This is a genomic window from Candidatus Galacturonatibacter soehngenii (genome assembly GCF_008830185.1).
GTDB lineage: Bacteria > Bacillota > Clostridia > Lachnospirales > Lachnospiraceae > Lachnotalea > Lachnotalea soehngenii.
In genome coordinates, this window is record NZ_WAGX01000008.1 from 46255 (window position 1) to 69668 (window position 23414).

Consider the following 23414-nt stretch of genomic DNA (forward strand, 5'->3'; position numbering starts at 1 on the left):
AACAGAGTATTACAAAAAAGTAAACAGTCTTTGCCTATAATAAGTATATACCACATTAACTCAAAAAAAATGGAGAATATTGCTCCATATCATGTAAAAAATGCTATTTATATTTACGCATTTTTACGGTATATTTCTTCAATTACATTTCTGGTATACGCACCAAGAAATTTACGGTCTTCTTTTTCAAGTTCCTTTGGATAAATTGGTGTACCGTATTCTAAAGTAACATGTGTTCTTTTGATTTTTGGAAAATGATTCTCAAAAATGTCACGTGTATTTGTTAGAGCAAAAGGGATGATTGGACATCCTGTTTTATCTGCCATTTTTAAACTTCCTTCTTTAAAAGGGAGCATCGTTTCTTCTTTGTTTCTAGTTCCTTCTGGAAAAATGCAGATGGATATTCCTAAGTTAATATATTCAATTCCTGTTAAAATTGTCTTTAAGCCTTCTTTGATGTTATCGCGGTCAAGGAATAGACAGTGAAGATATCGCATCCAAGTATTTAATAGTGGTATTTTTTCCATTTCTTTTTTGGCTACATAGCCAGTCAAATTAGGTGCTAATGCATAAGTAATTACAATGTCAAAATAACTTCTGTGGTTACCAACATAGAGTACTGCCTTATCCTTTGGTATATTTTCAAATCCTTTTATGGTTAATTTTACACCTGATATTAACAGGATTACTTTAAATGCCCATTGTACAATTTTTTGAGAGCTTCTATTTTTAAAATCAGGATTGAATTTACCAATCAGCCATTCCACCAAGTGAATAGGGATACTAAGTATTAAAAAAGTAACTAAAAATATTGCAACTAAAATAAATCGAATCATATAATCCTCCGTTATTTATTTTTTCAAACGTTATTATATCACGAATTATCATAAATTGTTAGTTTATTTTAGTGATAGATTTGTTGTCTGCTCTTCATTCATAAAACATAAACATACTTATTGCACTTCATGCATAAACTATAATGATAGGGATTGATTAGGCGAAAGGAGAAGCATATGAGAATATCAGCTATAGTTACTACTTATGATAGTTATTATTATAATCCAAATGTAATTGCAAGATTGAGAACGGTAAAAAAAATAACAAAAGTGATTGAAACGAATGACAATCATACATACCAAAAAGGCTTATATGAAAACAGTGCACAATATGTTAAGAGTGCATATGAAGTATCCTTTCGACCACTTGAACTTATTAAAAATCTTTGCTAAATTTGTAAAAATATCGGCCAAGCACTCAAAGAGTTTGCTTGGCCGTATCTATGAAAATATACTGCTTATATATTAAAGGTCAAAACCAAAGTAAGAAACTGCATTGTTATAAGAAATGTTTTGAACCATTTTACTTAACACTTTTACATCATTTGGATATTCTCCATTTTCAACCCAGTTTCCGATTAATTCACAAAGAATTCTTCTAAAATATTCATGTCTTGTATAAGATAAAAAGCTTCTTGAATCCGTAAGCATACCAATGAAGTTACCAAGTAAGCCTAAATTAGCAAGAGAAATCATTTGGTCTGTCATACCTGTTTTATGATCATTAAACCACCATGCAGAACCTTGCTGAATTTTACCTACAGCAGAAGGATCTTGGAAACATCCAATGATAGTACCAATGGATGCATTGTCATTTGGATTTAGACTATATAAAATTGTTTTTGGAAGTTGATCGGATGCGTTTAATGCATTTAAAAAGTCTGCCATTTCAGAGGATGGAGCAAAGTTATTAATACAATCAAAACCAGTGTCAGGACCTAGTTGGTTAAAGCGTAATACATTATTATCTCTCTTACATCCGTAATGAAGTTGCATTGCCATATTACGTTTATGGTATTCTTTACCCATAGCAAGCATAAAAGCAGTTTTAAACTGAAGTTCTTCGGTTCTTGTAACGGCTTCTCCTTTCGCTCTTTTTGCGAAAATTGCTTCCACTTCTGCATCAGTAGCAGGATAATACATTACATACTCCAAAGCATGATCGGTTGCTTTACATCCCATAGAAGCAAAGAAGTCAAGACGATTTACAAGCGCTTTTACTAAAGATGCAAAGTCTGTTACTTTGATACCACTTACATCACTTAATTTTGATAAATAATCTAAATAATCTGGTTTTTCGATGTTCATTGCCTTGTCAGGTCTCCAAGCAGGAAGAACTTGTACGTCAAAGCTTGTGTCTTCGGCAATTACTTTATGCCACTCCAATGAGTCAATTGGATCGTCCGTTGTACAAATTAAAGTTACATTGGATTGTTTGATGATGTTTCGAACGCTCATGGAGTCTTCTTGTAATTTTTTATTACATAAATTCCATACTTCTTCTGCGGTATCCGCATTCAAATGTCCAGTGTAGCCAAAATATCTTTGAAGTTCTAAATGACTCCAGTGATACAAAGGATTACCGATTGCTTTTTCAATGGTTTCAGCCCATTTTTGGAACTTTTCTCTATCTGTTGCATCTCCTGTAATGTACTTTTCATCTACGCCATTAGAACGCATCTGACGCCATTTGTAATGATCGCCACCTAGCCATACCTGAGTAATATTTTCGAATTTTCTATCCTCTGCGATTTCCTTTGGGTTTATGTGACAATGATAGTCTAAAACAGGTGTTTTGGCAGCGAAGTCGTGATAAAGAGTCTGTGCTGTTGAAGTAGTAAGTAAAAAGTCTTTGTCCATGAATTGTTTCATTTGTTATTTTCCTCCTATACAATGAGAAAGCAAATGCTTTCTGCTTAACATTTATATATTAAAAGCGTGTAGTTGCGCGCTTTACAATATCAGCTGAGAACATAGTCTTTGCAGGCACATTACTGTTTTCAAAGACTCTCATTAGGGTGCTGACCGATTGAATGCATAAAGTTTCAACTTTATTATCCACCGAGGTAAGTTCAGGTTCACAGCATTCTGCCATAATAGAATTATTATAGCCAATGATACTTAACTGTGAAGGGATAGATATATTACATGCTTTTGCATATTTGATTGCGCTAACAGCTAAGCTGTCATCGGAAGTAACAATGGCATCAAATTCTACGCCATCTTCTCTAAGTTTTAATAAAAAACCTTTCGTTTCATGTATTGTTCCAGAAAATTGCTGCATATATTCTTCTTTAAGCTCTAAATTATGTGCAGTCATTGCTGCTTTATATCCATTTAATTTCTTTATTCCACTATAAGACAAAGAGTGAAATAAATAAAGTATTTTATGAATACCAGAATTAATTAAAGAAGATACTGCATCATATACGGCTTGATAATCATCGCAGGAGGTGCTATAAATATTAGCCCCTTCTAAATATCCATTCAATAAAATGACAGGAACTTCCTTGGAAGCATCATAAATATACTTATTGTTTTTATCATTCGCTTCTATAAAATTAGAGCCAATTAATATGACAGCATCCACTCTCTTTGAAAGTAAAAGCTTTAAATATTTTTCTTTGGTTGAAAGCTGATAGCCCGTACAACATAAGATAGAATCGTAATTATTTTGCCTAAGCTCACGCTCTAAATAATAGATTGCATCAGCCAAATAAGGATCTGAAGAATCTGGACACATAATACCAATTGTCTGCATGGTATTTAAACCCAGTCCTCTAGCAAATGCATTAGGGGTATATCCATATTCCTCTATAACAGAAAGAACCTTTTGTTTTGTTTTTTCAGTCACACTGGAACTGCCATTTATAACTCTTGAAACAGTGGCAATTGAAACACCAGCAGCCTTAGATATATCATATATGTTCATAGTTTGGTACCAGGTCTCAAGCAACATAAAATATGTATATTTGAGACGCAAACACAAATAATATAGATTGGTGTTTGCAAATTTCCTTTCTAATTGTTTTACCTTCCCTCTTTTAACGCATAAAGACAGTGTTTTTGAAAAATAGAAACAAACGGAAAGTAGTGAATGTAAATGCTTACAATCAATTAATTTATTATATAATGTTTTTTTTTATATTTCAAGTAAAACGAATCAATTTTTACAAAATAGTTTTAAAAATTTACAAAAAAAACAGCAATATAGATTAAAAGTTGGGAAAAAACAAAAGATAAAGTTGACTTTAAAACGAAAAAAATGTAAAATATAAATGTAAGTGCTTACAAGAAATTTTCATTCGGTTTTTACAGTTTCCCTTGCAAGCATGGCAGTATACTATAGATAGGTTATTGAAACCATAAAAGTAAAAAATATCATGAGGTGAAAAAATGGAATTATTAAACAAAAAAATTTCAAAAGCAGTAGAAAGACCAGTTAAAGTTCTGCAATTTGGTGAAGGAAACTTTTTAAGAGCATTCGTAGATTATATGTTTGATGTTGCGAATGAGAAGACCGATTTTAATGGTGGTATTGTTATCGTTAAACCGATTGAGTTTGGCAGCCTTGAAAGATTTCATAATCAGGAATGTCAATATACTCTTCAATTAAGAGGATTTGAAAATGGTGAACCTAAGAAAGTAACTCGTATTATAACATCCGTAGTAGATGCGGTTGCTGCAATCGAGGATTATGAAAAATATGTAGAGTATGCATTAACAGATACATTACGTTATGTTGTATCCAATACAACAGAGGCTGGTATCGTTTATGATGAGACAGATCAATTTGAAGCCTGCCCGCCAAAGACGTTTCCAGGAAAACTAACAAAATTATTATATCAAAGATTTGAAAAGTTTAATGGTGCAAAAGATAAAGGGTTAATTGTGATTCCATGTGAGTTAATTGCAGATAATGGAATTGAACTTAAAAAATGCATTATGCAATTTATAGAACTTTGGAATTTAAGTGAAGAGTTTAAGAATTGGGTTGATAACGCATGTTCATTTTGCCCAACCTTAGTTGACCGTATTGTTCCAGGATATCCAAGAGACGAAGCGGAAGAATTATGCAAAGAATTTGGTTATGAAGATCAACTCATTGTAACAGCAGAGACTTTTGGTTTATGGGTAATTGAAAGTGACAAAAATCTTTCGCTTGAAGACCTTAGAAAAGAACTTCCATTTGAGGAAGCAGGCTTAAATGTTGTATTTACAAAAGACCATCATCCATATAAGGAGAGAAAAGTTAGAATCCTAAATGGTTCTCATACTTCTTTTGTATTGGCTTCTTATTTGGCTGGCAATGATATTGTAAAGGAATCAATGGATGATAAAACAGTACGTAAGTTTATGGAAGAAACATTATATGATGAAGTAATCCCTACTCTATCCTTAACAGAAGAAGATTGCAAGGAGTTTGCAGCAGCGGTAATTGAAAGATTCCAAAATCCTTTTGTAAAGCATAAATTATTGGATATTTCTTTAAACTCTGTATCCAAATGGGAAGCTCGTTGTATGCCATCCTTCCTTGGTTATGTAAATAAATTCAATAAACTTCCAAAATACCTTACCTTCTCAATTTCTGCGTTGATGAGCTTTTATTCAACAACACAAGAAGGAGAAGTAAATGGTGGAGTTTGTTTAGTTGGCGATAGAAATGGTGAAAAATATTATATCCGTGATGATAAATTTGTACTTGATTTCTTTAAAGAAAATTCGGCGAAATCCCCAGAAGAGTTTGCGAAGGCTTATTTAAGCAATACGAAATTCTTTGGTGGAGAAGACTTATCTAAAATCGAAGGTTTAGTTGACACAATTGCGTCACAAATTGCGGATATCAGAGCAAGAGGAATGAGAGCTGTTGTAGAAGAGCTCGTAAAATAAGGAGGGGTATTATGCAAGAATTTATTAAAATTCACCCAAACGATAGTGTGGCAGTAGCACTAAAGCCACTTGATAAAGACCGCGAGATAGAAGTTGCAGGACAAAAAGTAGTACTATTAGAGGATGTACCACAAGGACATAAATTTGCATTAAAGGCCATTCAGGCAGGAGAACCTATTACGAAGTACGGTGCTTCGATTGGATTGGCCAAAGAAGACATCAAAGAAGGAGCCTGGATTCATACTCATAATGTAAAGACAGGCCTTGGAGATTTGCTAGAGTATTCCTATCAACCACAATTAGTGGAAGAAGTAAAAACAGAAGAAGTATTTTTTGACGGATATAACAGACCAAATGGTAAAGTTGGCGTTCGAAACGAAATATGGATTATTCCTACCGTTGGATGTATGAATAACGTAGCTACTTCGATTGAAAAAAGAGCACAAAAGTTTGTACAAGGAACTGTGGAAGACATTATTGCGTTTCCTCATCCATATGGCTGTTCCCAGATGGGTGATGATCAGGAAAATACAAGAAAGATTCTTGCTGATTTGATTAACCACCCAAATGCTGGCGGTGTTTTGGTGTTAGGACTTGGCTGTGAGAATAGCCATATCGAAATACTAAAAGAATACATTGGTGAATACGATGAAAAGCGAGTAAAATTTTTAGTTGCGCAAGAAAGTGAAGATGAAATTGCAGAATCTCTTGCTTTAATCGAAGAGCTAGCGGACTATGTTGGAACCTTCAAAAGAGAAAAAATAAGTGCAAAAGAGCTAATAATAGGAATGAAATGTGGTGGCTCAGATGGACTTTCAGGAATTACAGCAAATCCAACAGTTGGAGCATTTTCAGATATTTTGATATCAAAAGGTGGAACTACCATTTTAACCGAGGTTCCTGAAATGTTTGGTGCAGAAACGATATTAATGAACCGTTGTGCTAATGAAGAACTGTTTCATAAGACAGTTAATTTAATCAATGATTTTAAAAAATATTTTACAGACCATAATCAGACCATATATGAGAATCCGTCACCAGGTAATAAAAAGGGTGGAATCTCAACCTTAGAAGACAAGTCTCTTGGTTGTACGCAAAAATCAGGTAGTGCATTGGTAAAAGGTGTTCTAGAGTATGGCGAGGTTGTAAAGGAAAAGGGATTGAATCTTCTTAGTGCTCCAGGAAATGATTTGGTTGCAGCAACAGCGCTTGCAGCTTCTGGTGCTCATATCGTTTTATTTACAACGGGTAGAGGAACGCCATTTGCATCACCTGTTCCAACGGTTAAGATATCTAGTAATTCTGTGCTTGCTGCAAAAAAAGGAAATTGGATTGATTTTAATGCAGGTGAGTTAATTGAGGGAAAAGATATGCCACAATTATCGAAAGAGTTATTTGATTATGTCATAGCAGTTGCATCAGGCAAAAAAGTGCATGCAGAGGAAGCTGGCTTCCATGACATGGCAATTTTCAAAAAAGGTGTTACTTTATAGTAGATTAAAAAAGAGATGAAAGTAAGGGACTGTTCATTGTAATGTATATACATGAACAGTCCCTTATTTCACTAGGCCATCTTATCTTTTAATACCCATATTTTTTTTATTTGGCTTTTTAACTTGTCATAGGTCCAGCTTTGTTTGCTTCGATAGATACAAAAAGGATCATTTAGTTTAAAGCCGTCTTGGTCATAATCATAAATTACTATAAAGTGTCCAGCTAAAGTAAAATCTCCTTTTCCCATAGAGCAAATTAAAAATCCTCCTTTGTCCAAGTTTTGCTCCATCTGAGTTTGATTTGTGTCAATGATTTTTGAGGAAAGACCATATTCGGCAGCCCCTTCTGTCATTAGTGACCATTTAGTACCTGTTCCTGACATATAGTAGCCTTTTTTCATGGCAAAGGAGGCAAGAGCATCTGGCGTTGCATCCTGATTATGTGTTAGCCCTACAATTACCATAGCAAGAGCACTAGGACCGCATCCGCTTACGGCAATGTTACTTTCGTCTCCATAGGAAATAGCACCCCAGCGTTCATCCCACTGTAAGAAAAGTGGACATTTTTCGTTTAATTCTTCTTGCGAAATACTTCCCTTTGAAGGGTTCATTTTCAGACTCTTATAGTTTGCCACAAAGGAGATCATTTCAGGATTATTTGCTAGATTCTTAAGGAGAGGCTCAGGATAGTCATCCATATTAGAAACTATTTTTTCATATCTTTCATCTGCGACGAGTGAATTTAACTTTTGTAAGACCTCCTCATCTGTATAATCTTTTGGTGCGGATACTTTTACAAGCTCTGGTGCTGTTTGTACAGGTATATTTGCTTTTTCCTCTTTTTCGATGATGGGAGCATAGGTTATTATGGATTCTTTAGGTTTTCTTTTTCCCATAGCATAGCCAATATTAAAAGCAATTAGGATTGCACAGATTGTCCAAAGTATTCTCTTGATTTTACGAAGGGCTCTTTTTTTACGATTCCTCTTTTTGCGATTTGGATTATATGTATTCATAATTTATCAGTCATCCCCTAGTTATTTAAGCGTTACTTAGCAAATTAAGCTATTGTAACCATTATAGTACACTCGTAAGAAGGGCTCAATGAAATGTTTTCTTAATTAAAAGTTAAGAAGATATTAAGTTATACACATATGCTGTGAAAGCAATTTATTATACAAGGAAACTTGTTCTTGTATCGTTTTTTTAATGATGCAATGGTTGGATTTATATTTGTTTAAGTAGAATCTTGATTTATACCGAAAGGGGCGATCCAGTAATTGGATACGCCCCTTTCAGTATAATATGCAATGAATTTTATTTTTTAATTTTTATACTAATTGTATTACTATATTTGCCATATATTTTATTACCAGCAGAATCTGTTTTATATGCACGAACCTTTACGTAATAGGTCTTACCTTTTGTTAGTTTTGATATTGTTTTAGTAAGAGTCGATGCTTTTGAAATAGTTGCAGTACCCTTATTTTTCGAAAACTTTTTGTTCGTTGCATATGTAATTTCATAACCTTTTGCACCAGATACAGAAGATTTTAATGTTACCTTCATTTTTTTGTTTTTTGTGTTGGAAACTGATTTTAACGTTGGAGCTGAAGGCTTTTTAACTTTTTCCCATTTTGCATAAAGCGTATAATTTTTGGTACTATTCTTCTTTATAGAAGTAATCTTTGTTTTGAACTTACTATCCGTGTACCAGCCTTTAAACACATATCCTTTTCTGGTAGGTGAATATAAGTTTACTTTTTGTTTGTAGTAGGCCGAAGGATTCTTTTCGTGGTTTTTCCCTTTATTTAATTTGTAGGTAATTTTATACCCCACACTAACCTTACAAGTTGCAATAATACTAGAATTCTCAGCCGATTTAGCTGTAATGGTAGTAGTACCATAAGATTTTCCAGTTATCTTTCCATTTGCATCAACAGTTGCAATTTTTTCATTGGCGCTCGACCACGTAATAGATCCATTGGTAGCATTTTCAGGAGTGATGCTAGCTGATAATGTCTCTTTGGCACCCTTTGCAAGTACAAGTATAGTTTTGTTCAGTGCAATAGAAGTGACGGATACAGTATTTGGCACTACCGAAATCGTACAGGATGCAGTGATATTGCTTCCATCCTTTGAAGTTGCGCTTATAGTAGTACTACCTTTAGCAAGTGCCAACACAGACCCATTGCTATCAACGCTTGCAACGTTAGGGTTAGAAGAGATAAAGGTCAAAGCCTTATTGGTGGCATCTTCTGGTTTAACAGTTGCTTTTAATGATAAACTTTCACCTATTTTAAGTGAAGCACTCGTTTTATCAAAAGTAACAGAAGTCACAAGAACATCAGGTTCTGTACTTGTCGGTGGAATGGCTCCGATGTGTGCAGTGCCTATTCCGTTTGTTGCAAGAAAGCTTGTCTTTGTTGGACGCATAAAGTCTCCAAAGTGAATGGTTCCATCTGTATTTCTTTCGTAAGAAGTAGGAGTGGTCACACTTTTGAAATCGTTTGCAGTTATGGTGTCATTTTCGCTTGTAAAGAAGTAAGAGTTTTCAATTTTTCCTGAAATATAATCTGCAACAGAATCAGAATCATAATTACTTCTAAAGGAAATGTTGTTTGTGAAAACACTCTGTTCATTTGCATTTGCATATGGATTAAATCGGAAGATATAGTTATAGCGTGAATTATCAACTGAAGTACAGTTTCTAACTGTTAAAATTCCAGTGTTAAAGTTATCTGTGAAACCATCTAAATTATTATGAAATGCTAAGGAGTCTGTAATGATATGATTTACTGCATAACCTTCTCCACCTAGCTTAAATCCATTATTTCCATTTCCATAAGCAACACAATTTTGAATGGTTACAGGTTCGTTTTTTGCATCGCCTAGTTTATTAAACAAATCCCATCCATCGTCTGCGTTATTATAAGAAATACAGGAATCAAACAGATTACCTTTACCAACGCCTAATTTAGCCGCAAATCCATCAGCATTAATACTTGATGGGTCAACATTATTATAGGATGTACAATAGCGTATCGTATTATTTTCTGGCCAGGTAAGAGGATCTGAATCAGAGCCCATACCTAATTGAAAGCCTGTGTCTAGGTTCTCATAGAATTTACAATATTCAAAGATATTATCATTACCAGTTGCTCTTAGTCCTGCGGAATTAGAACCTGTAATAGAAATTCCATGTATTGTCCAATAACTAGCCTTTACATAAGAGTTTCCACTAAAAACAACAGTTTCATTATTGTAAGCGGCTAATGTTTTTCTTCCTTTACTGCTACCAGACATAGTACTTAAAATGTCAAGGGCTCCATAGGTACCTTCTCTAAGATATAAGGTATAGCCTTCAGATAAATAGTTAAGTGCAGTAGTTAAATCAAGTGGTGAGTCGATATCGCCAGTTCCACTGCTTGTACCGTCAACAGATACATAAAGGTCTTTTTGATAAGCCTCATTCTTTGTAACGGTAAAGCTTTCATTTTTAGAGCCTTGGCTTGAAGTATAGTTAATAACAAAATTGGTGGTATCATGATTCAGCGTTGTTGATAATTCATAAATTTCACCAGCATTTACATTTCCAGCTGCTTCAAGGACAGAACCATCTTGAATTACTTCTACTGTACCATCAAAGTTTGCTCGAAAAGCAACGGTATAATCCTTTGAGCTAGTTTCTGTATTTGATAGATTAGTAAACGATAAACTATATGCACTAGGTGTAAAAGAACATGGAGCAGTATTTGCATCCGAAGTGGTTAGGGTAATATCGGTAAAAGTTGCCTTTGCATTTCTAGATGAATAAAATCCAATATACATATTCTCTTCATCAATGACAGCAAGTCGGTGAGGATCATCAATACTTCCCGTTTTTTCATTCCCTTCAGCATCTATATATGTAGTAACAAATGTATCATCTTTACGTTCTAAACGAAGAGTAAAAAAGTCATCGCTCTTATAGTTGCCATCAGCTGGTGTGATGTCTTGTGTTACAACTTTTGCACCTGCTGCATTTATCTGGGCAAATTTTGTTGTCTTATATGAGATATGGGCATTTCCATATGGATAAAACACACCATTTCTTTGATAAGAGGATATATTTAATGCAGTGGTGTGACTCTTATCGTTAGCTACTACCGTTGTTGCAGCGACGTTAGAAGCAGCAGGTAGTTCTTCATAACCGTCAATCATTGGTTCTTGTCTTGCGCTTCCAAGAATATCTCTGGCCATGATACCAATTGCCTCTTGCTTGCTAGGAGTACCATTATCATTTTCATCATCAGATTCTGGTCCGAATTGATTGATGAATACTTTGGCCTCTAGAACAAAGTTCTTACTAGTTGATAAAGTGGTGTAGTAAAAAGTTAATCCATCGTGTGCATTTGCAATTTTACCACCACGACTTTCAATGACTACAGCATCCTTTTCAACTGGTGTGGCGCTGCTATCAGATGAATCAACTACATTGATTTTAATTTCCTTAGCATATTGCGTTCCAATTTTTTCAGGCAAAATTGTGGACTTAAAGTTTAAGTCAGTTGATTGACCAAACGTAATGCTATTCCAAGTTAGACTTGGAGCTTCATTTAAAGCTTTATTTGCTTCTACAGTAGATGAGCTAAGTTGCTCACTAGTTGCCATAGATTGTTCATCTCCAATCGTTACATCTTCATTGTCAGTTACTTCTGATTTTGAATCAGATGTAGATGAATTGTCAAGAGTATTTTCATTGGAAGAGTCTGAATCAGATGTTGGTAGTTTGGAATCTTTGCTTGGACTATCGGTAGATACCTCTGTGTTGTCGGTCGTATCTTGCATATCTGCTTCATTTGAATTTGGCGTATCAGATTCCAAGCTTGAATCCGTATCCAGCGTAGTTGGATTCGAATCTGTAGTGGTATTATCACTAGTGATGGAATCATTCGTTTCATCAGAGCTATCAATGAAAACGTTTGCAGTTTTTGGATCAAAATTAGCTGCAAATGTCGATAATCCCGTACTTGTGAATACAATAGTGCTTGCAAGAAGTACGGCAACGGCTCTTGAAAATAACTTTTTCATTTCTTGTTTCCCCCCTGTTTTACATAATTGTTAATAGTGTCTAATAATTTATAAATTATTAGTTTTTATAATAACACTATTGTACTAACGTGTAAACGTTTGCAAATGAAAAAATAAAAAATCCCTGAAATGTATAAAAAAAATGTAAAAATTTGTATATTATTAACAAAAGAAATTGGAATTATCAAACGAAGTAAGTGTTTCAGAAGTTAAGAGTGGTAAAAAAATAATGTACCTCTGGCAAAAGGTACATTATCATTTAGGACAATAGAACTTGGCAAAATTCTATTGAAACACACCATAAAATGAATGGGTTAACATAGTATGGTTTTGTATTGAAATCTATTTCAAATCAAAGGAAATCCTAAATTTCCTTTGATTTAAAATCTAAACATAAATTAATATAATTTCTAGCGTTGTACTCTACCAGAAGCATCTCCACCAGCTAATGTTTCAACTTCTTTTCTTGATACAAGGTTGAAATCACCAGGAATTGTATGCTTTAATGCAGAAGCAGCAACACCATATTCAAGAGCTTCTTTGAAGTCTTTTCCGTCAACTAAACCACAGATTACACCAGCAGCAAAAGAGTCACCACCACCAACACGGTCAACAATTGGACGAATACGATATTCTTTTGAGTGATAGAATTCTTTTGTTTCTCCATTGTAGATACAAGCTGACCAGCCGTTATCTGATGCAGAGTTACTTACTCTTAAAGAGCTTACTGCATATTTGAATCCGAATTTGTCAACCATTTGCTCAAAAATATCTTTGTAGCCAGCTAATTCAAGATCACCACTTGTTACATCTGTATTACCTGGTTTGAAACCTAATACTAATTCAGCATCTTCTTCATTTCCGATACAAACATCAACGTACTGCATTAAGTTAGTCATAACTTTTTGTGCTTTTTCAGAAGACCATAATTTTTTACGGAAGTTAAGGTCAACTGATACAGTAACACCATGTTTTTTAGCAGCTTTTAATGCTTCTTCTGTTAATACAGCAGCAGCATCAGAAACAGCTGGTGTAATTCCTGTAAAGTGGAACCAATCAGCACCTTCAAAAATTTTGTCAAAATCAAAATCTGCTGCAGTAGCAGTTGAAATTGAAGAATAAGCTCTATCGTATACAACTTTAGAAGGTCTCATTGCAGAACCTGTCTCTAAGAAATAGATACCAAGTCTTTCTCCACCTTTTGCGATATGTTTGGTACAAACATTGTATTTTCTAAGAGCAGCAACTGCACATTCACCAATTTCATTATCAGGTACAGCAGTTACAAATGATGCATCATGTCCATAATTAGCAAGGGATACAGCAACGTTTGCTTCTCCACCACCGTAATTTACATCGAATTCATCAGCCTGAATAAATTTTTCATTATTTGGTGTTGATAATCTTAACATTATCTCACCCATGGTTACAACTTTAGCCATTTTTGTTTCCTCCATTAATAAAATCAATTATATTTATTGAATAGAATATCCTGTGGATTTCTATTTATTTCTGAACTAAATGTACAGCAAATCCGCTCAATTCGCCTTCAAAATAGATTGCTTTAAGAGTTCCTTTATCATCACGTTTTGCAGTTGCTTCATCAAATTTAAAGCCTTGCATTTCAAGATGGAATTTTGCTCTTTCAATATAATTTGTAGCAACAGCGATATGTCCATGTGCTCCAAGGTATGGAGTTTTCATAACTTCTACTCCAAGTCCTGCAAATATAGAGCTTGAACCAACCTTTTTCTCAAATCCAAACATTTTTTCAAAAGCAGTAGCTGTAGCATCCGCTTCTGTTTCATTTGCTGCATTGATTCCAACATGTCTTACTTCAAAGCCTAACATATTGGTAACAGCTTCTTTCGTAAGTCTTGTAATCTCGTCAAACTTGCCAGCTTTTACTAAAGCATCATTTACCATCCAGCTACCACCGCAAGCGATAATCTTAGGAAAATCAAGGTAAGAAGTTAAATTACTTGCATTGATTCCACCTGTAGGCATGAATTTCATATTAACATATGGAGCTGCCATTGATTTAATCATGTTTAGTCCACCAGCTGCTTCAGCAGGGAAGAATTTAACAACATCTAATCCTAATTCAATTGCTTGTTCAATATCACTTGGATTTGTAGTTCCTGGAGTTACAGGGATTCCTTTGTCTACACAATATTTTACTACTTTTGGATTAAGACCTGGGCTAACAATAAATTTAGCACCTGCTTCAACGGCTTCATCAACTTGTTGAGTTGTTAAAACAGTTCCTGCTCCAACTAACATTTCTGGAAATTCAGTTGACATAATCTTAATTGCTTCAGCAGCACAAGCTGTTCTAAAAGTTACCTCAGCACAAGGAAGACCACCTTCACATAATGCTTTTGCTAAAGGTTTTGCATCTTTTGCATCATCAAGTTTGATAACTGGAACAATACCAATTTTTTGAATCTTCTGTAATATTTCGTTCATTACAAATCTCTCCTTATCATTTACTATGAAACATCATATCATTCACTTTTGGCTAAGTGCAAATAGAATTCTCTATACGTACAAATTCACTCCAATTTATTCTAGGGGAAAATTGAAGTAGCCAATTTGATTTAGATGTTATTATTATAAAAGGAACATAGTTCCAAAGTGTCTCAGAAGACTTCTTCTGAAAGAATTCATATGTAGTATCTTATCTTTGAGTTTAAAATATACTTAGATATTCGCCCTATCGTTTTGTTTTATATTTTATTGTATGTTTCATAATATAAAACCATGTTTCGCATAACGATACTATAATAAATTATACTATCATTTATTCAGTTGTCAAGAAAAAACAGCAAGGTTTCACATATTTAAATGTCTTTTGTTGTTTTTTTATGGAAAGCGTGATAAAATAACAATGTTTCGCAACATGAAACTTGTTTTGTATGATAGAAATAGAAAAGGAGAAATAAATGGACGAAAATGTCGTAAACAAAAATCCAATACAATCAGCGGAGAGAATATTTCAGGTTCTTGAAACGTTAGCGCAAATGGGGCCGATTGGACTTATGGATTTAAGCAATCATTTGGGTCTGCATAAAAGTACGGTACATCGTCTGCTTACATCATTAATATATATGGGATATGCCAGGCAGGATGAAGATACGCAAAAATATATGTTATCCTATAAAATCGTAGGTCTTTCAGGTCAGTTGCTTGATAAGATTGATATATTACCAATTGCCCATTCCTATATGAAGCAACTTGCCGAGCTTAGCCAAGAGACGGTTCATTTGGTTCAAAGGAATGAAAATGATATTATCTATATTGATAAGGTTGAGTCAAAGGTAAGTTCCATACGAATGGTTTCACAGATTGGATTAATTCACCCAATGTATTGTTCGGGTGTGGGGAAAGCAATCCTTGCCTCCTTATCAATTGAAGAAGTAACAAAGATATGGAATGCAAGTATCATTGAGAAAAAGACTCCAAAGACAATTACTTCATTGGAGGAATTATTAAAGGTACTTGAGGTTGTAAGAGAACGTGGATATGCAATGGACGATGAGGAAAATGAGATGGGTGTAAGGTGTATTGCTGCCTGCATCTATGATTATCGAGGTAAAGCGAAATATGCTTTTAGTATTTCAGCTCCTTTAAGCAGAATGACAGATGAAAGAGTAAAAGAACTTGCAGAATATGTACTACAAGTAAAAAACGATTTATCCATGGCACTTGGATATCGAATAAAAAATTGAAAATTAAGGATAGAGTTCTACTATTGCAAAATTATTAATATTTTGTATAGTAGAATTTTTTATAATAGGAAGGGGTAAAATGAAACGATTTATAGGAGTCATAGTGGTTGTAATTTCTATGATATTTTTATTGAACGGTTGTTCCATGGAGGAGTCTAGCAATCAAAAATTAAGAGACTTAGAGTTTACGATAGTCAGTGAGAAGGATATACCAGAAGAATTGTTAAAAATTATTGATGAAAAGAAAGCGGGTGAGTTTAAAATAACTTATACCGATAACGAAAGCCTATTCATCTGTGTTGGCTATGGAGAGCAAAAAACTGGTGGTTATAGCATTGCAGTAAGTGATTTATATCTTACAAGTAATGCAATCTTTGTAAAGACAAATCTAATTGGTCCTTCAAAGGATGAAAAAATAAGTGAAGGGTTATCCTATCCGTACATAATTGTAAAAACAGAGTATATGGACAAAAGTGTAGTTTTTGAATAAAATGGTAACAGTTAAATCTGTAAAACAAATTAAAGTAGCATAAGATACGAAAGAAGGAATAAAAGTGATTAAGACAAATGCAATGAGAATACTAGAAAAGGCAAATATTAACTTTCAAACAAAAGAATACATAGTTGATGAAAATGATTTGTCTGGTGAACATCTTGCTAAGCAACTAGGTCTTCCTTGTGAGCAGGTCTTTAAAACATTGGTAGCAAGAGGTGAAAAGAATGGAATCATGGTTTTTTGTATTCCAGTCAATGAAGAATTGGATTTAAAAAAGGCTTCAGCACTCACCAAAGATAAAAAGATTGACTTGGTTCCTGTCAAGGAATTGTTAGGATTGACTGGATACGTTCGAGGCGGTTGCTCGCCAATTGGAATGAAAAAGAAATATCCTACCTTTATTGATGAAACAGTGATACTGTTTGAACAAATCTATGTAAGTGCGGGAATAAAAGGTGCACAACTGATCTTAAATCCTGATGACTTAATTCAGTTTACAGATGCAAAAACAGCAGATTTAGTAAAGAATAAGTAGAAAGTCCCGTTAGAGTGATATGGCTCTAGCGGGATTTGTTTTTTACATCATATTTTTAAAAGCATAAAGGATATCTGCACTAGTCTGTCTTGTGAGAAGTTGATTGCTTTTAATTGCTGTATTAAGTAACCCAATTGCATGAGCGGCATTGTAATACGAAGTTGCCCATTTCGAACAGTTATAAAAGACCAAAGGAGTGATATTTGGTAAGCTTTTTCTACATTTATATCCATTTACAATAAATGAAATTAATTCTTCATACGTAACTTCCTTTTGTGGATAAAAGTTTTTATCAACCAATACTTGGTCTACAATTCCATTTGACCATGCACACTCCACACATCCAGCGTACCATTCGTGGCCAACAATGTCTTGAAACATATCGTTGTATACGTTAGTTGGAAAAAAGTTAGCTATTTTTATTACCATAAAAAGTGCTTCGGCTCTAGTAATCATATCCATTGGTCGATATGTTTTTTCACTATTAGGAATTATTCCACTTGCGGTAAGCTCGATAATTTTATCTTTGTTATCCAGTTCCTCAATATCAGTAAATTCTACTTTGAATGAAGAGACGGGCGAGTTTTTTAGATGTTCAAATCCCTTTGGAGGTTTTGCTGCTTCAATTGTAGCAGGTGGAATCCAATCGGGTTTGTGCTCTGTTACAAAACCACTTAGTTTGGATATCGTATGAAAGTCTTCTGCGACTAAGGAAGCCATTTTATATCCACCATAATCATTGGTATGTGTAAAGTCACCTGGAAAAAAGTAACGCTTTGCATCTTCTAGACCAATACCAGTTATAAAATCATAGCTTTTTTGATGTAAGTCAATTACTGCAACCTTCTCATCTTGTCCAATCTGGTGAATGACTTGATTATAATCTTCTAATAAATCGTGATAACTTCCATCCACACCCTTCCAAGAATTGCGACAAAGCGGTGTTACGAGTACTGGAATGGCCCGTTTTTTTCTTATTTCACGAATATAGGCAACTACATTATTCCGATAACCACCAAAAGCAGTTAAATGACTTAACTTTTGATCGTTGTGTCCAAATTGCAATAGAAAAAAATCACCCTCCTTTATATTTTTTTCTATGATAGAATAATGCCCTTCACTACGAAAACTCTCAGTAGTAAGTCCAGAATGTGCATGGTTTGAAATAGAGGCTTTTTGATTTAGAAAAAATGACAAAAATTGTCCCCAGCCACAGTAACAGTTTTCAGGAATATAAGGATAGGTTCCAGTTTGATCGGTTAAAGTAGAGTCCCCCGCAATATAAATAGTTGGAATCTTGACTTCTTCTATGTGAAGTTTTGAAATTCTTGCTGCATCACTAACAAGAGTAACGCAAATTGATTGGTCTGTATAAGGGATCTCCCTCCCGCGCGGGATAAAGTCACATACATTTACAACCGTTTCAAATGTATATGATTCAAAAGGAGGTAAGCTTTTATGAAAAAGTGCCAAGTGTCTTCGTCCTGTATAAACCATAAGATGGTTGACAGGATCCTTTCCTGCAGTTATGTGAATTCTAAGCTTATAATTGCCAGAAGAAGGGACATTTGCCTTAAAAGAAAGAGGAAGCATTTCAGAATGTGTAAGAAAGCATCCGTATTTGTCTTGATTGATATGAATTAGCTTATGGCCCTGGTACCAATACCACGGTTCAAAGCCGTTATTTAATTCGGGTATCTGTAATAGTTCGTTTTCAAAACAATTCTCCTCCGTTAAAAAACCATAACCTTGTTCAAATGTATATAACGTGTTTGAAGAAATTGTAATTGCCTCATTAATCGGGTTATCTGTGAACTGAAATGTTTTCTGAAACATATTGAGCCTCCTGCTGCTAATGGTATTTTTATTCTTATTATAAAGTAACACTAAAGTATATAAAAATCTATAATACTATAGAAAAAAATAAAATAACATAAAAATATTTGTGGGGGCGTTGTTAAGCAAAAGCGTTTGTGATAAAATACGCATAATGTACCCTGTGATTGTGTATGAAGAAGAACTTGATTAGGCTAATCTACTTCGTAGAAGCGCGGTTAAGAGTATAAGAAAAACTTAGTACGAAAGTGCCAAGTAAAATGCGAGGCACAGAATGGAGGAAAGCATGAAGGATCAAAATTGTGCATATTGTATGAGAGGAGAATTGCTAGATGCATTCGGCATATACGTATGTGATCTTACTGTCAGCAGTCTAATTCTTTTCAAAGAACAAAGTAAAAGAGGTCGATTTATAGTAGCATACAAAGACCATGTGAGTGAAATTGTAAATATTACAGAAGAAGAAAGAAATGCCTTTATGGCAGATGTAGCTAAAGTTGCAACTGCAATGCACAAAACATTCCACCCAGACAAGATTAATTATGGAATGTATGGTGATACAGGATGCCATCTTCACATGCATTTAGTTCCAAAATACAAGGATAAAGATGAATGGGGTGGAACGTTTCAAATGAATCCACAGAAAACATTTCTAACGGATGAAGAATACCATGAATTAGTAGAAGCCATAAAAAAGAATCTATAAGTGTAAAAGAAAGCAATCCGTGTACGTACTTAGCGGATTGCTTTTTTGCTAAGAAGTCACCTTATAACTCTATTGAATGCAAAAGTGTCCACGATAGATAAGTTCTCTATTTTAAGAAAAACTAAATTATTTAGGTTAGCTTGAAAAATAGTAAAATGTACTCTATAATATACATTAAAAAGTTGTGAATAGGTATATAGTGGAGGATGCTATGAAGAGAGTACCATTTCTGTTAGAACTTATTATACTACTTGTTTTACTATTAGTAGTACCAACGAGCATTATTACATACTATAGCAGTAAAAGTATGCTTGAATACTCGGAGGAAGAGATAGCCAATTCAGCAATGGCAAAGTTAGAATCCAATAGTGATTTGGTTGAATCCGTTTTAAATAATATAGTGAGAAATGTTTTACAGATTGTAAAAGGAAGTACGTTTAATGCCTTAAAAGATGCAGATACCTATACAAAGCTAAATCAGGATTATAGTAATGTTTCCAAAGCATTTGAAATAGGTGATGCTTTGGATGAGATTGTAAATAACAACAGCGCAATCCATTCAGCCTTTTTTTATTTAGATAACGCAGATTATCTAATTTCAACGAATAAAGGAATTGTTAGATTAGAAGCTTATGAAAGTATTGATTGGTTAGAGGATGCTCAAACTCAAATGTCAGGTCCTACAGGAGTATGGTACCCTAGAATTTTAACTGCAAAGACCATGAATGAAGTAGAAGATGGAACAAAGTTAGATGTTGAAGTTATTTCTTATGTCTTTCGATTGAGTAAACTTGTAACTTCAACAAAAGGAACGATTGTCATCAATGTTTCGGAAAATGAAATATGTAAGTATTTGAATTCTAGCCGTTTTGGAACAGAAATGGAAGGAATGTTGATTGATAAGAATGGAATTGTAATTTCGGATGTAAATAAAGAGAATCTATTTCGTGAATTAGATGAGGATCAATATATAAAGAGCTTGATAAAAGGAGGACTTACTTCTGGATTTGAGTATATAAGTAATAAAAGTGAGAAGGTTTTGTATACGTACTATCGTACTTCCTTTAATAATTGGATATATGTGGCAAAATATCCAATGGACAAGCTTATGGAAAAATCATATAGTATGAGAACCAGATATACCCTTCTTACCATTGTTATTATAATAGTAGGAACCTTACTTTCTATTTTCATAGCTTCCAGCTTATCAAAGCCAATGAGAAAGCTAATCAAGGAATTAAAAGAGCGAGAAGGCGTTGAATATGAAGAAAGCAAGAGTGAGCTCGCTTTCATAGCGAATGCTTTTACGCAGCTACAACAACAAGAAGATAACCTTCATAAGTTGTTAAAGGCAAGGGAGGAAGAAACAAAGAGTTTAGCCTTGCACAATCTGATGCAGGGAGAATTAACAAATGAAACAGAATTAGAAGAAGTGAAGAAGTTATTTACCTTCAATCATTATATGGTAGCGTTAGCTTCCATTGATAATATGAATTCATATTTACATGAGACAAACCATGATATAAGAAGTTATCATAGATATGTTTTATTTGAAAAAATAGAAAAAAGCTTCCCAGAGGGCTATAATGTCAGTTGCGTTCGCTATATTGGTGGTATGATTGGAATTATTATTAATATGAAGGAATATGACCATAGCAAGGTACCAAGAACGGTTGGAAACATTCTAACCATTGTAAAAAATGAAGCTTCACAGATTATGGGGTATACGGTTACGATAGGTGTGAGTGCGGTTCATAATGATTATGAAGGAATTAAGGATTGTACCATTGAAGCATTAGAAGCGGTTAAAAATCGTTTGGTAGAAGGAAGAAATAGTATTATTTTTTATAAATCAAGAAATAATGAGAATCGAAAATATCATTATTCCTATAATAGTGAGAAAAAAATATTAAATTATTTAAATACTGGTGATATAAATAGCATCGAAGAAGAATTAAGAGTCATTATGAATGACATCAGAAGTATTAGTAATATTACGAATGATAATATTATATTTATTTTTAATCAGCTGGCAGGGGCCACCATTAAGTACATGGCAGAACATAATATGAATACCAATATTCTTGTGGCGCATAACAGTAATATATATTCTAAATTGGCGGAGTTTGATACTTTAGAAGAGATTGAGATATACCTATGCGAACTATACCGAACCATAATTGAACGCTCTAATCAAAATGATGAGATAAATGAGACGAGATATTGGGAACAAATAATGAAATATATTAATGAGCATTATAAAGAAGACATTGTGTTTGAAGAGCTTGCTGAAAAAATTGGAATTAGTTATTCTTATTTAAGAAAGCTTGTCAAAGAAGAAACTGGAAAAAGCTTAATGGACAATGTCAATATCTTAAGAATTGAAGAAGTAAAGCGATTATTACTCCATTCAAACATGAACATTAGTCAAATTGCCAAAGAAGTGGGCTATCGAAATGTACAAAGTGTGAATCGATTTTTTAAGAAGTATGAAGGTGTTTCGCCAAGTGATTATAAAAATAACCAATGAATATTGGGACGTATTGTTAAAATATCCATAAAATGATGAAAAATGAATCGTTTTATGGATATTTTTTTTGATTTTCTTAATCATTTTTGATAATAAAAGGGGTAATTTTCGAGCATAATAAGATGAATAGACATAGTAAAATAAAAATAAAAAATCAAAAAATGCAGTAAAATCAAGGGATTCTTCATTATCAAAATTAAAGCATTGTATCAAAAATGATTATTTACAAAGCTAGTAAGAACAATTATAGTGTGAGTAAGTTCAGTGTGTGCAAACATACAAATGAAAACTGAATAGGAGGAATATATTATGAAATCTGCCAAAGCAGTAAAGGGTGAAAAAGCTTTAAAAACAGTTTCACCAGTTGGTCCAAAGAAACATGGCATTATGTTCTATTTAAAAAAGGACTGGCAATTATACTTACTATTATTAATTCCACTCGCATTTGCTTTGATTTTTAAATATGGTTCAATGGCTGGATTAGTAATTGCGTTTAAAAATTATAAAATCTTAAAAGGGTTTGCTGGTAGTGAATGGGTTGGATTTGAGATATTTGAAAAAGTATTTAAAATGAGAGACTTTGGAAAATCAGTAAGAAACACATTACTATTAAATGGCTTAACATTATTATTTGGCTTCCCAATGCCAATTATACTTGCATTACTATTAAATGAAGTGAAAAATAAATACTTTAAAAGAATTACACAGACATTACTTTATTTACCACACTTTTTATCTTTCGTTATTATAGGTGCGATTGCGTATCAAATTTTTGGTCAGGCAACTGGTATTGTTAATAACATCATTGCTGCAAATGGTGGAACGAGAATTCCATTCCTACAGCAAGATAATAACTGGTTGGTTACATATGTAGCAATCAGCGTTTGGCAGAGTATGGGATGGGGTACCATTATTTATCTTGCGGCAATTACAGGGGTAAATACAGAATTATATGAAGCAGCTACCGTAGACGGTGCTGGTCGATGGGCAAAATGTATGAACGTTACATTGCCTTGTATCAAAGGAACCATAGTTACATTGTTAATTATGAACCTTGGTAAGATTATGGGAGGTTCTTTCGAAAGTGTATTCGCTTTAATGAATGTTGCGACCACCAAGTTTACGACCACAATTCCTGTATTAGTATATAATTACGGTATAAAGAGTGGAAAATTTAGTGAAGCTACTGCGATTGGTTTATTCCAATCGGTAGTAGGATTAATATTAGTATTAGCCGCTGACCGTGTTGCTAAAAAGCTCGGTGAAGAAGGCTTACTATAGAAGGAGG

General features: G+C 33.8%; 17 protein-coding genes. 9 read left to right on the forward strand and 8 right to left on the reverse strand.

From position 1 onward, the window contains the following. Nucleotides 1-113: 113 nt before the first annotated feature. Nucleotides 114-836 (reverse strand): lysophospholipid acyltransferase family protein, encoded by a 723-nt coding sequence (locus F7O84_RS17350; protein ID WP_151148207.1) that lies wholly within the window; start codon nt 834-836, stop codon nt 114-116. Between the two features lie 177 nt (nt 837-1013). Between F7O84_RS17350 and F7O84_RS17355 the strand changes: the two genes are divergently transcribed. Then, entirely contained in the window at nt 1014-1229 is a 216-nt protein-coding gene (locus F7O84_RS17355) for a hypothetical protein (RefSeq protein ID WP_151148209.1), read from the forward strand. 72 nt (nt 1230-1301) lie between these two features. Here F7O84_RS17355 and uxaC read toward each other — a convergent pair whose 3' ends face one another. Together uxaC and F7O84_RS17365 are read right to left on the reverse strand one after the other, a co-directional pair. Further along, complete coding sequence (uxaC, locus tag F7O84_RS17360) at nt 1302-2708, reverse strand: glucuronate isomerase (protein WP_151148211.1); 1407 nt, start codon at nt 2706-2708, stop codon at nt 1302-1304. 58 nt (nt 2709-2766) lie between these two features. Next, entirely contained in the window at nt 2767-3768 is a 1002-nt protein-coding gene (locus F7O84_RS17365; RefSeq protein ID WP_151148213.1) for a LacI family DNA-binding transcriptional regulator, read from the reverse strand. Between the two features lie 464 nt (nt 3769-4232). Here F7O84_RS17365 and F7O84_RS17370 point away from each other — a divergent pair, with 464 nt between their 5' ends. Then, nucleotides 4233-5726 (forward strand): tagaturonate reductase, encoded by a 1494-nt coding sequence (locus F7O84_RS17370; protein ID WP_151148215.1) that lies wholly within the window; start codon nt 4233-4235, stop codon nt 5724-5726. 11 nt (nt 5727-5737) lie between these two features. After that, on the forward strand, nt 5738-7219 hold the full coding sequence (locus F7O84_RS17375; RefSeq protein ID WP_151148217.1) for a UxaA family hydrolase: 1482 nt from the start codon (nt 5738-5740) through the stop codon (nt 7217-7219). Between the two features lie 71 nt (nt 7220-7290). On the opposite strand, the gene F7O84_RS17380 is transcribed toward F7O84_RS17375, so the two are convergent. From F7O84_RS17380 to F7O84_RS17395, 4 genes are all read right to left on the reverse strand, one after another. Next, a complete protein-coding gene (locus tag F7O84_RS17380; protein WP_151148219.1) occupies nt 7291-8235 on the reverse strand; it encodes a C39 family peptidase in 945 nt (314 codons plus the stop codon). A 301-nt stretch (nt 8236-8536) separates the two neighbouring features. Continuing rightward, a complete protein-coding gene (locus F7O84_RS17385; RefSeq protein ID WP_151148221.1) occupies nt 8537-12292 on the reverse strand; it encodes an Ig-like domain-containing protein in 3756 nt (1251 codons plus the stop codon). 410 nt (nt 12293-12702) lie between these two features. After that, nucleotides 12703-13734, reverse strand: a complete 1032-nt coding sequence (locus tag F7O84_RS17390; RefSeq protein ID WP_151148223.1) for a sugar kinase — start codon at nt 13732-13734, stop codon at nt 12703-12705. A 64-nt stretch (nt 13735-13798) separates the two neighbouring features. Continuing rightward, nucleotides 13799-14761, reverse strand: coding sequence for a VOC family protein (locus F7O84_RS17395; protein ID WP_151148224.1), 963 nt, complete (start codon nt 14759-14761; stop codon nt 13799-13801). 476 nt (nt 14762-15237) lie between these two features. Here F7O84_RS17395 and F7O84_RS17400 point away from each other — a divergent pair, with 476 nt between their 5' ends. From F7O84_RS17400 to ybaK, 3 genes are all read left to right on the forward strand, one after another. Further along, complete coding sequence (locus F7O84_RS17400) at nt 15238-16023, forward strand: IclR family transcriptional regulator (protein WP_151148226.1); 786 nt, start codon at nt 15238-15240, stop codon at nt 16021-16023. A 79-nt stretch (nt 16024-16102) separates the two neighbouring features. After that, nucleotides 16103-16513: a protease complex subunit PrcB family protein gene (locus tag F7O84_RS17405; protein WP_151148228.1), complete on the forward strand. Its 411-nt coding sequence runs from the start codon at nt 16103-16105 to the stop codon at nt 16511-16513. Between the two features lie 64 nt (nt 16514-16577). Next, nucleotides 16578-17054, forward strand: a complete 477-nt coding sequence (gene ybaK / locus F7O84_RS17410; protein WP_151148230.1) for a Cys-tRNA(Pro) deacylase — start codon at nt 16578-16580, stop codon at nt 17052-17054. Nucleotides 17055-17096: 42 nt separating this feature from the next. On the opposite strand, the gene F7O84_RS17415 is transcribed toward ybaK, so the two are convergent. Further along, the gene (locus tag F7O84_RS17415) at nt 17097-18890 is read right to left on the reverse strand and encodes a GDSL-type esterase/lipase family protein (RefSeq protein WP_151148232.1); all 1794 of its coding nucleotides are present in this window, start codon (nt 18888-18890) and stop codon (nt 17097-17099) included. Nucleotides 18891-19176: 286 nt separating this feature from the next. Here F7O84_RS17415 and F7O84_RS17420 point away from each other — a divergent pair, with 286 nt between their 5' ends. The 3 genes from F7O84_RS17420 (at nt 19177) to F7O84_RS17430 (ending at nt 23407) form a co-directional block, all read left to right on the forward strand. Then, nucleotides 19177-19596 carry an HIT family protein gene (locus F7O84_RS17420; protein WP_151148234.1) on the forward strand — a complete coding sequence of 140 codons (420 nt, stop codon included), beginning with the start codon at nt 19177-19179 and terminating at the stop codon, nt 19594-19596. 211 nt (nt 19597-19807) lie between these two features. Next, entirely contained in the window at nt 19808-22126 is a 2319-nt protein-coding gene (locus F7O84_RS17425) for a helix-turn-helix domain-containing protein (RefSeq protein WP_151148236.1), read from the forward strand. A 309-nt stretch (nt 22127-22435) separates the two neighbouring features. After that, nucleotides 22436-23407, forward strand: coding sequence for an ABC transporter permease (locus F7O84_RS17430; protein WP_151148238.1), 972 nt, complete (start codon nt 22436-22438; stop codon nt 23405-23407). Nucleotides 23408-23414: the final 7 nt, after the last annotated feature.

Coding starts and splice junctions, on each gene's coding strand:
- F7O84_RS17350 (WP_151148207.1), bottom strand. CDS start 836: ATGATTCGATTTATTTTAGTTGCAATATTTTTAGTTACTTTTTTAATA.
- F7O84_RS17355 (WP_151148209.1), top strand. CDS start 1,014: ATGAGAATATCAGCTATAGTTACTACTTATGATAGTTATTATTATAAT.
- uxaC (WP_151148211.1), bottom strand. CDS start 2,708: ATGAAACAATTCATGGACAAAGACTTTTTACTTACTACTTCAACAGCA.
- F7O84_RS17365 (WP_151148213.1), bottom strand. CDS start 3,768: ATGAACATATATGATATATCTAAGGCTGCTGGTGTTTCAATTGCCACT.
- F7O84_RS17370 (WP_151148215.1), top strand. CDS start 4,233: ATGGAATTATTAAACAAAAAAATTTCAAAAGCAGTAGAAAGACCAGTT.
- F7O84_RS17375 (WP_151148217.1), top strand. CDS start 5,738: ATGCAAGAATTTATTAAAATTCACCCAAACGATAGTGTGGCAGTAGCA.
- F7O84_RS17380 (WP_151148219.1), bottom strand. CDS start 8,235: ATGAATACATATAATCCAAATCGCAAAAAGAGGAATCGTAAAAAAAGA.
- F7O84_RS17385 (WP_151148221.1), bottom strand. CDS start 12,292: ATGAAAAAGTTATTTTCAAGAGCCGTTGCCGTACTTCTTGCAAGCACT.
- F7O84_RS17390 (WP_151148223.1), bottom strand. CDS start 13,734: ATGGCTAAAGTTGTAACCATGGGTGAGATAATGTTAAGATTATCAACA.
- F7O84_RS17395 (WP_151148224.1), bottom strand. CDS start 14,761: ATGAACGAAATATTACAGAAGATTCAAAAAATTGGTATTGTTCCAGTT.
- F7O84_RS17400 (WP_151148226.1), top strand. CDS start 15,238: ATGGACGAAAATGTCGTAAACAAAAATCCAATACAATCAGCGGAGAGA.
- F7O84_RS17405 (WP_151148228.1), top strand. CDS start 16,103: ATGAAACGATTTATAGGAGTCATAGTGGTTGTAATTTCTATGATATTT.
- F7O84_RS17415 (WP_151148232.1), bottom strand. CDS start 18,890: ATGTTTCAGAAAACATTTCAGTTCACAGATAACCCGATTAATGAGGCA.
- F7O84_RS17420 (WP_151148234.1), top strand. CDS start 19,177: ATGAAGGATCAAAATTGTGCATATTGTATGAGAGGAGAATTGCTAGAT.
- F7O84_RS17425 (WP_151148236.1), top strand. CDS start 19,808: ATGAAGAGAGTACCATTTCTGTTAGAACTTATTATACTACTTGTTTTA.
- F7O84_RS17430 (WP_151148238.1), top strand. CDS start 22,436: ATGAAATCTGCCAAAGCAGTAAAGGGTGAAAAAGCTTTAAAAACAGTT.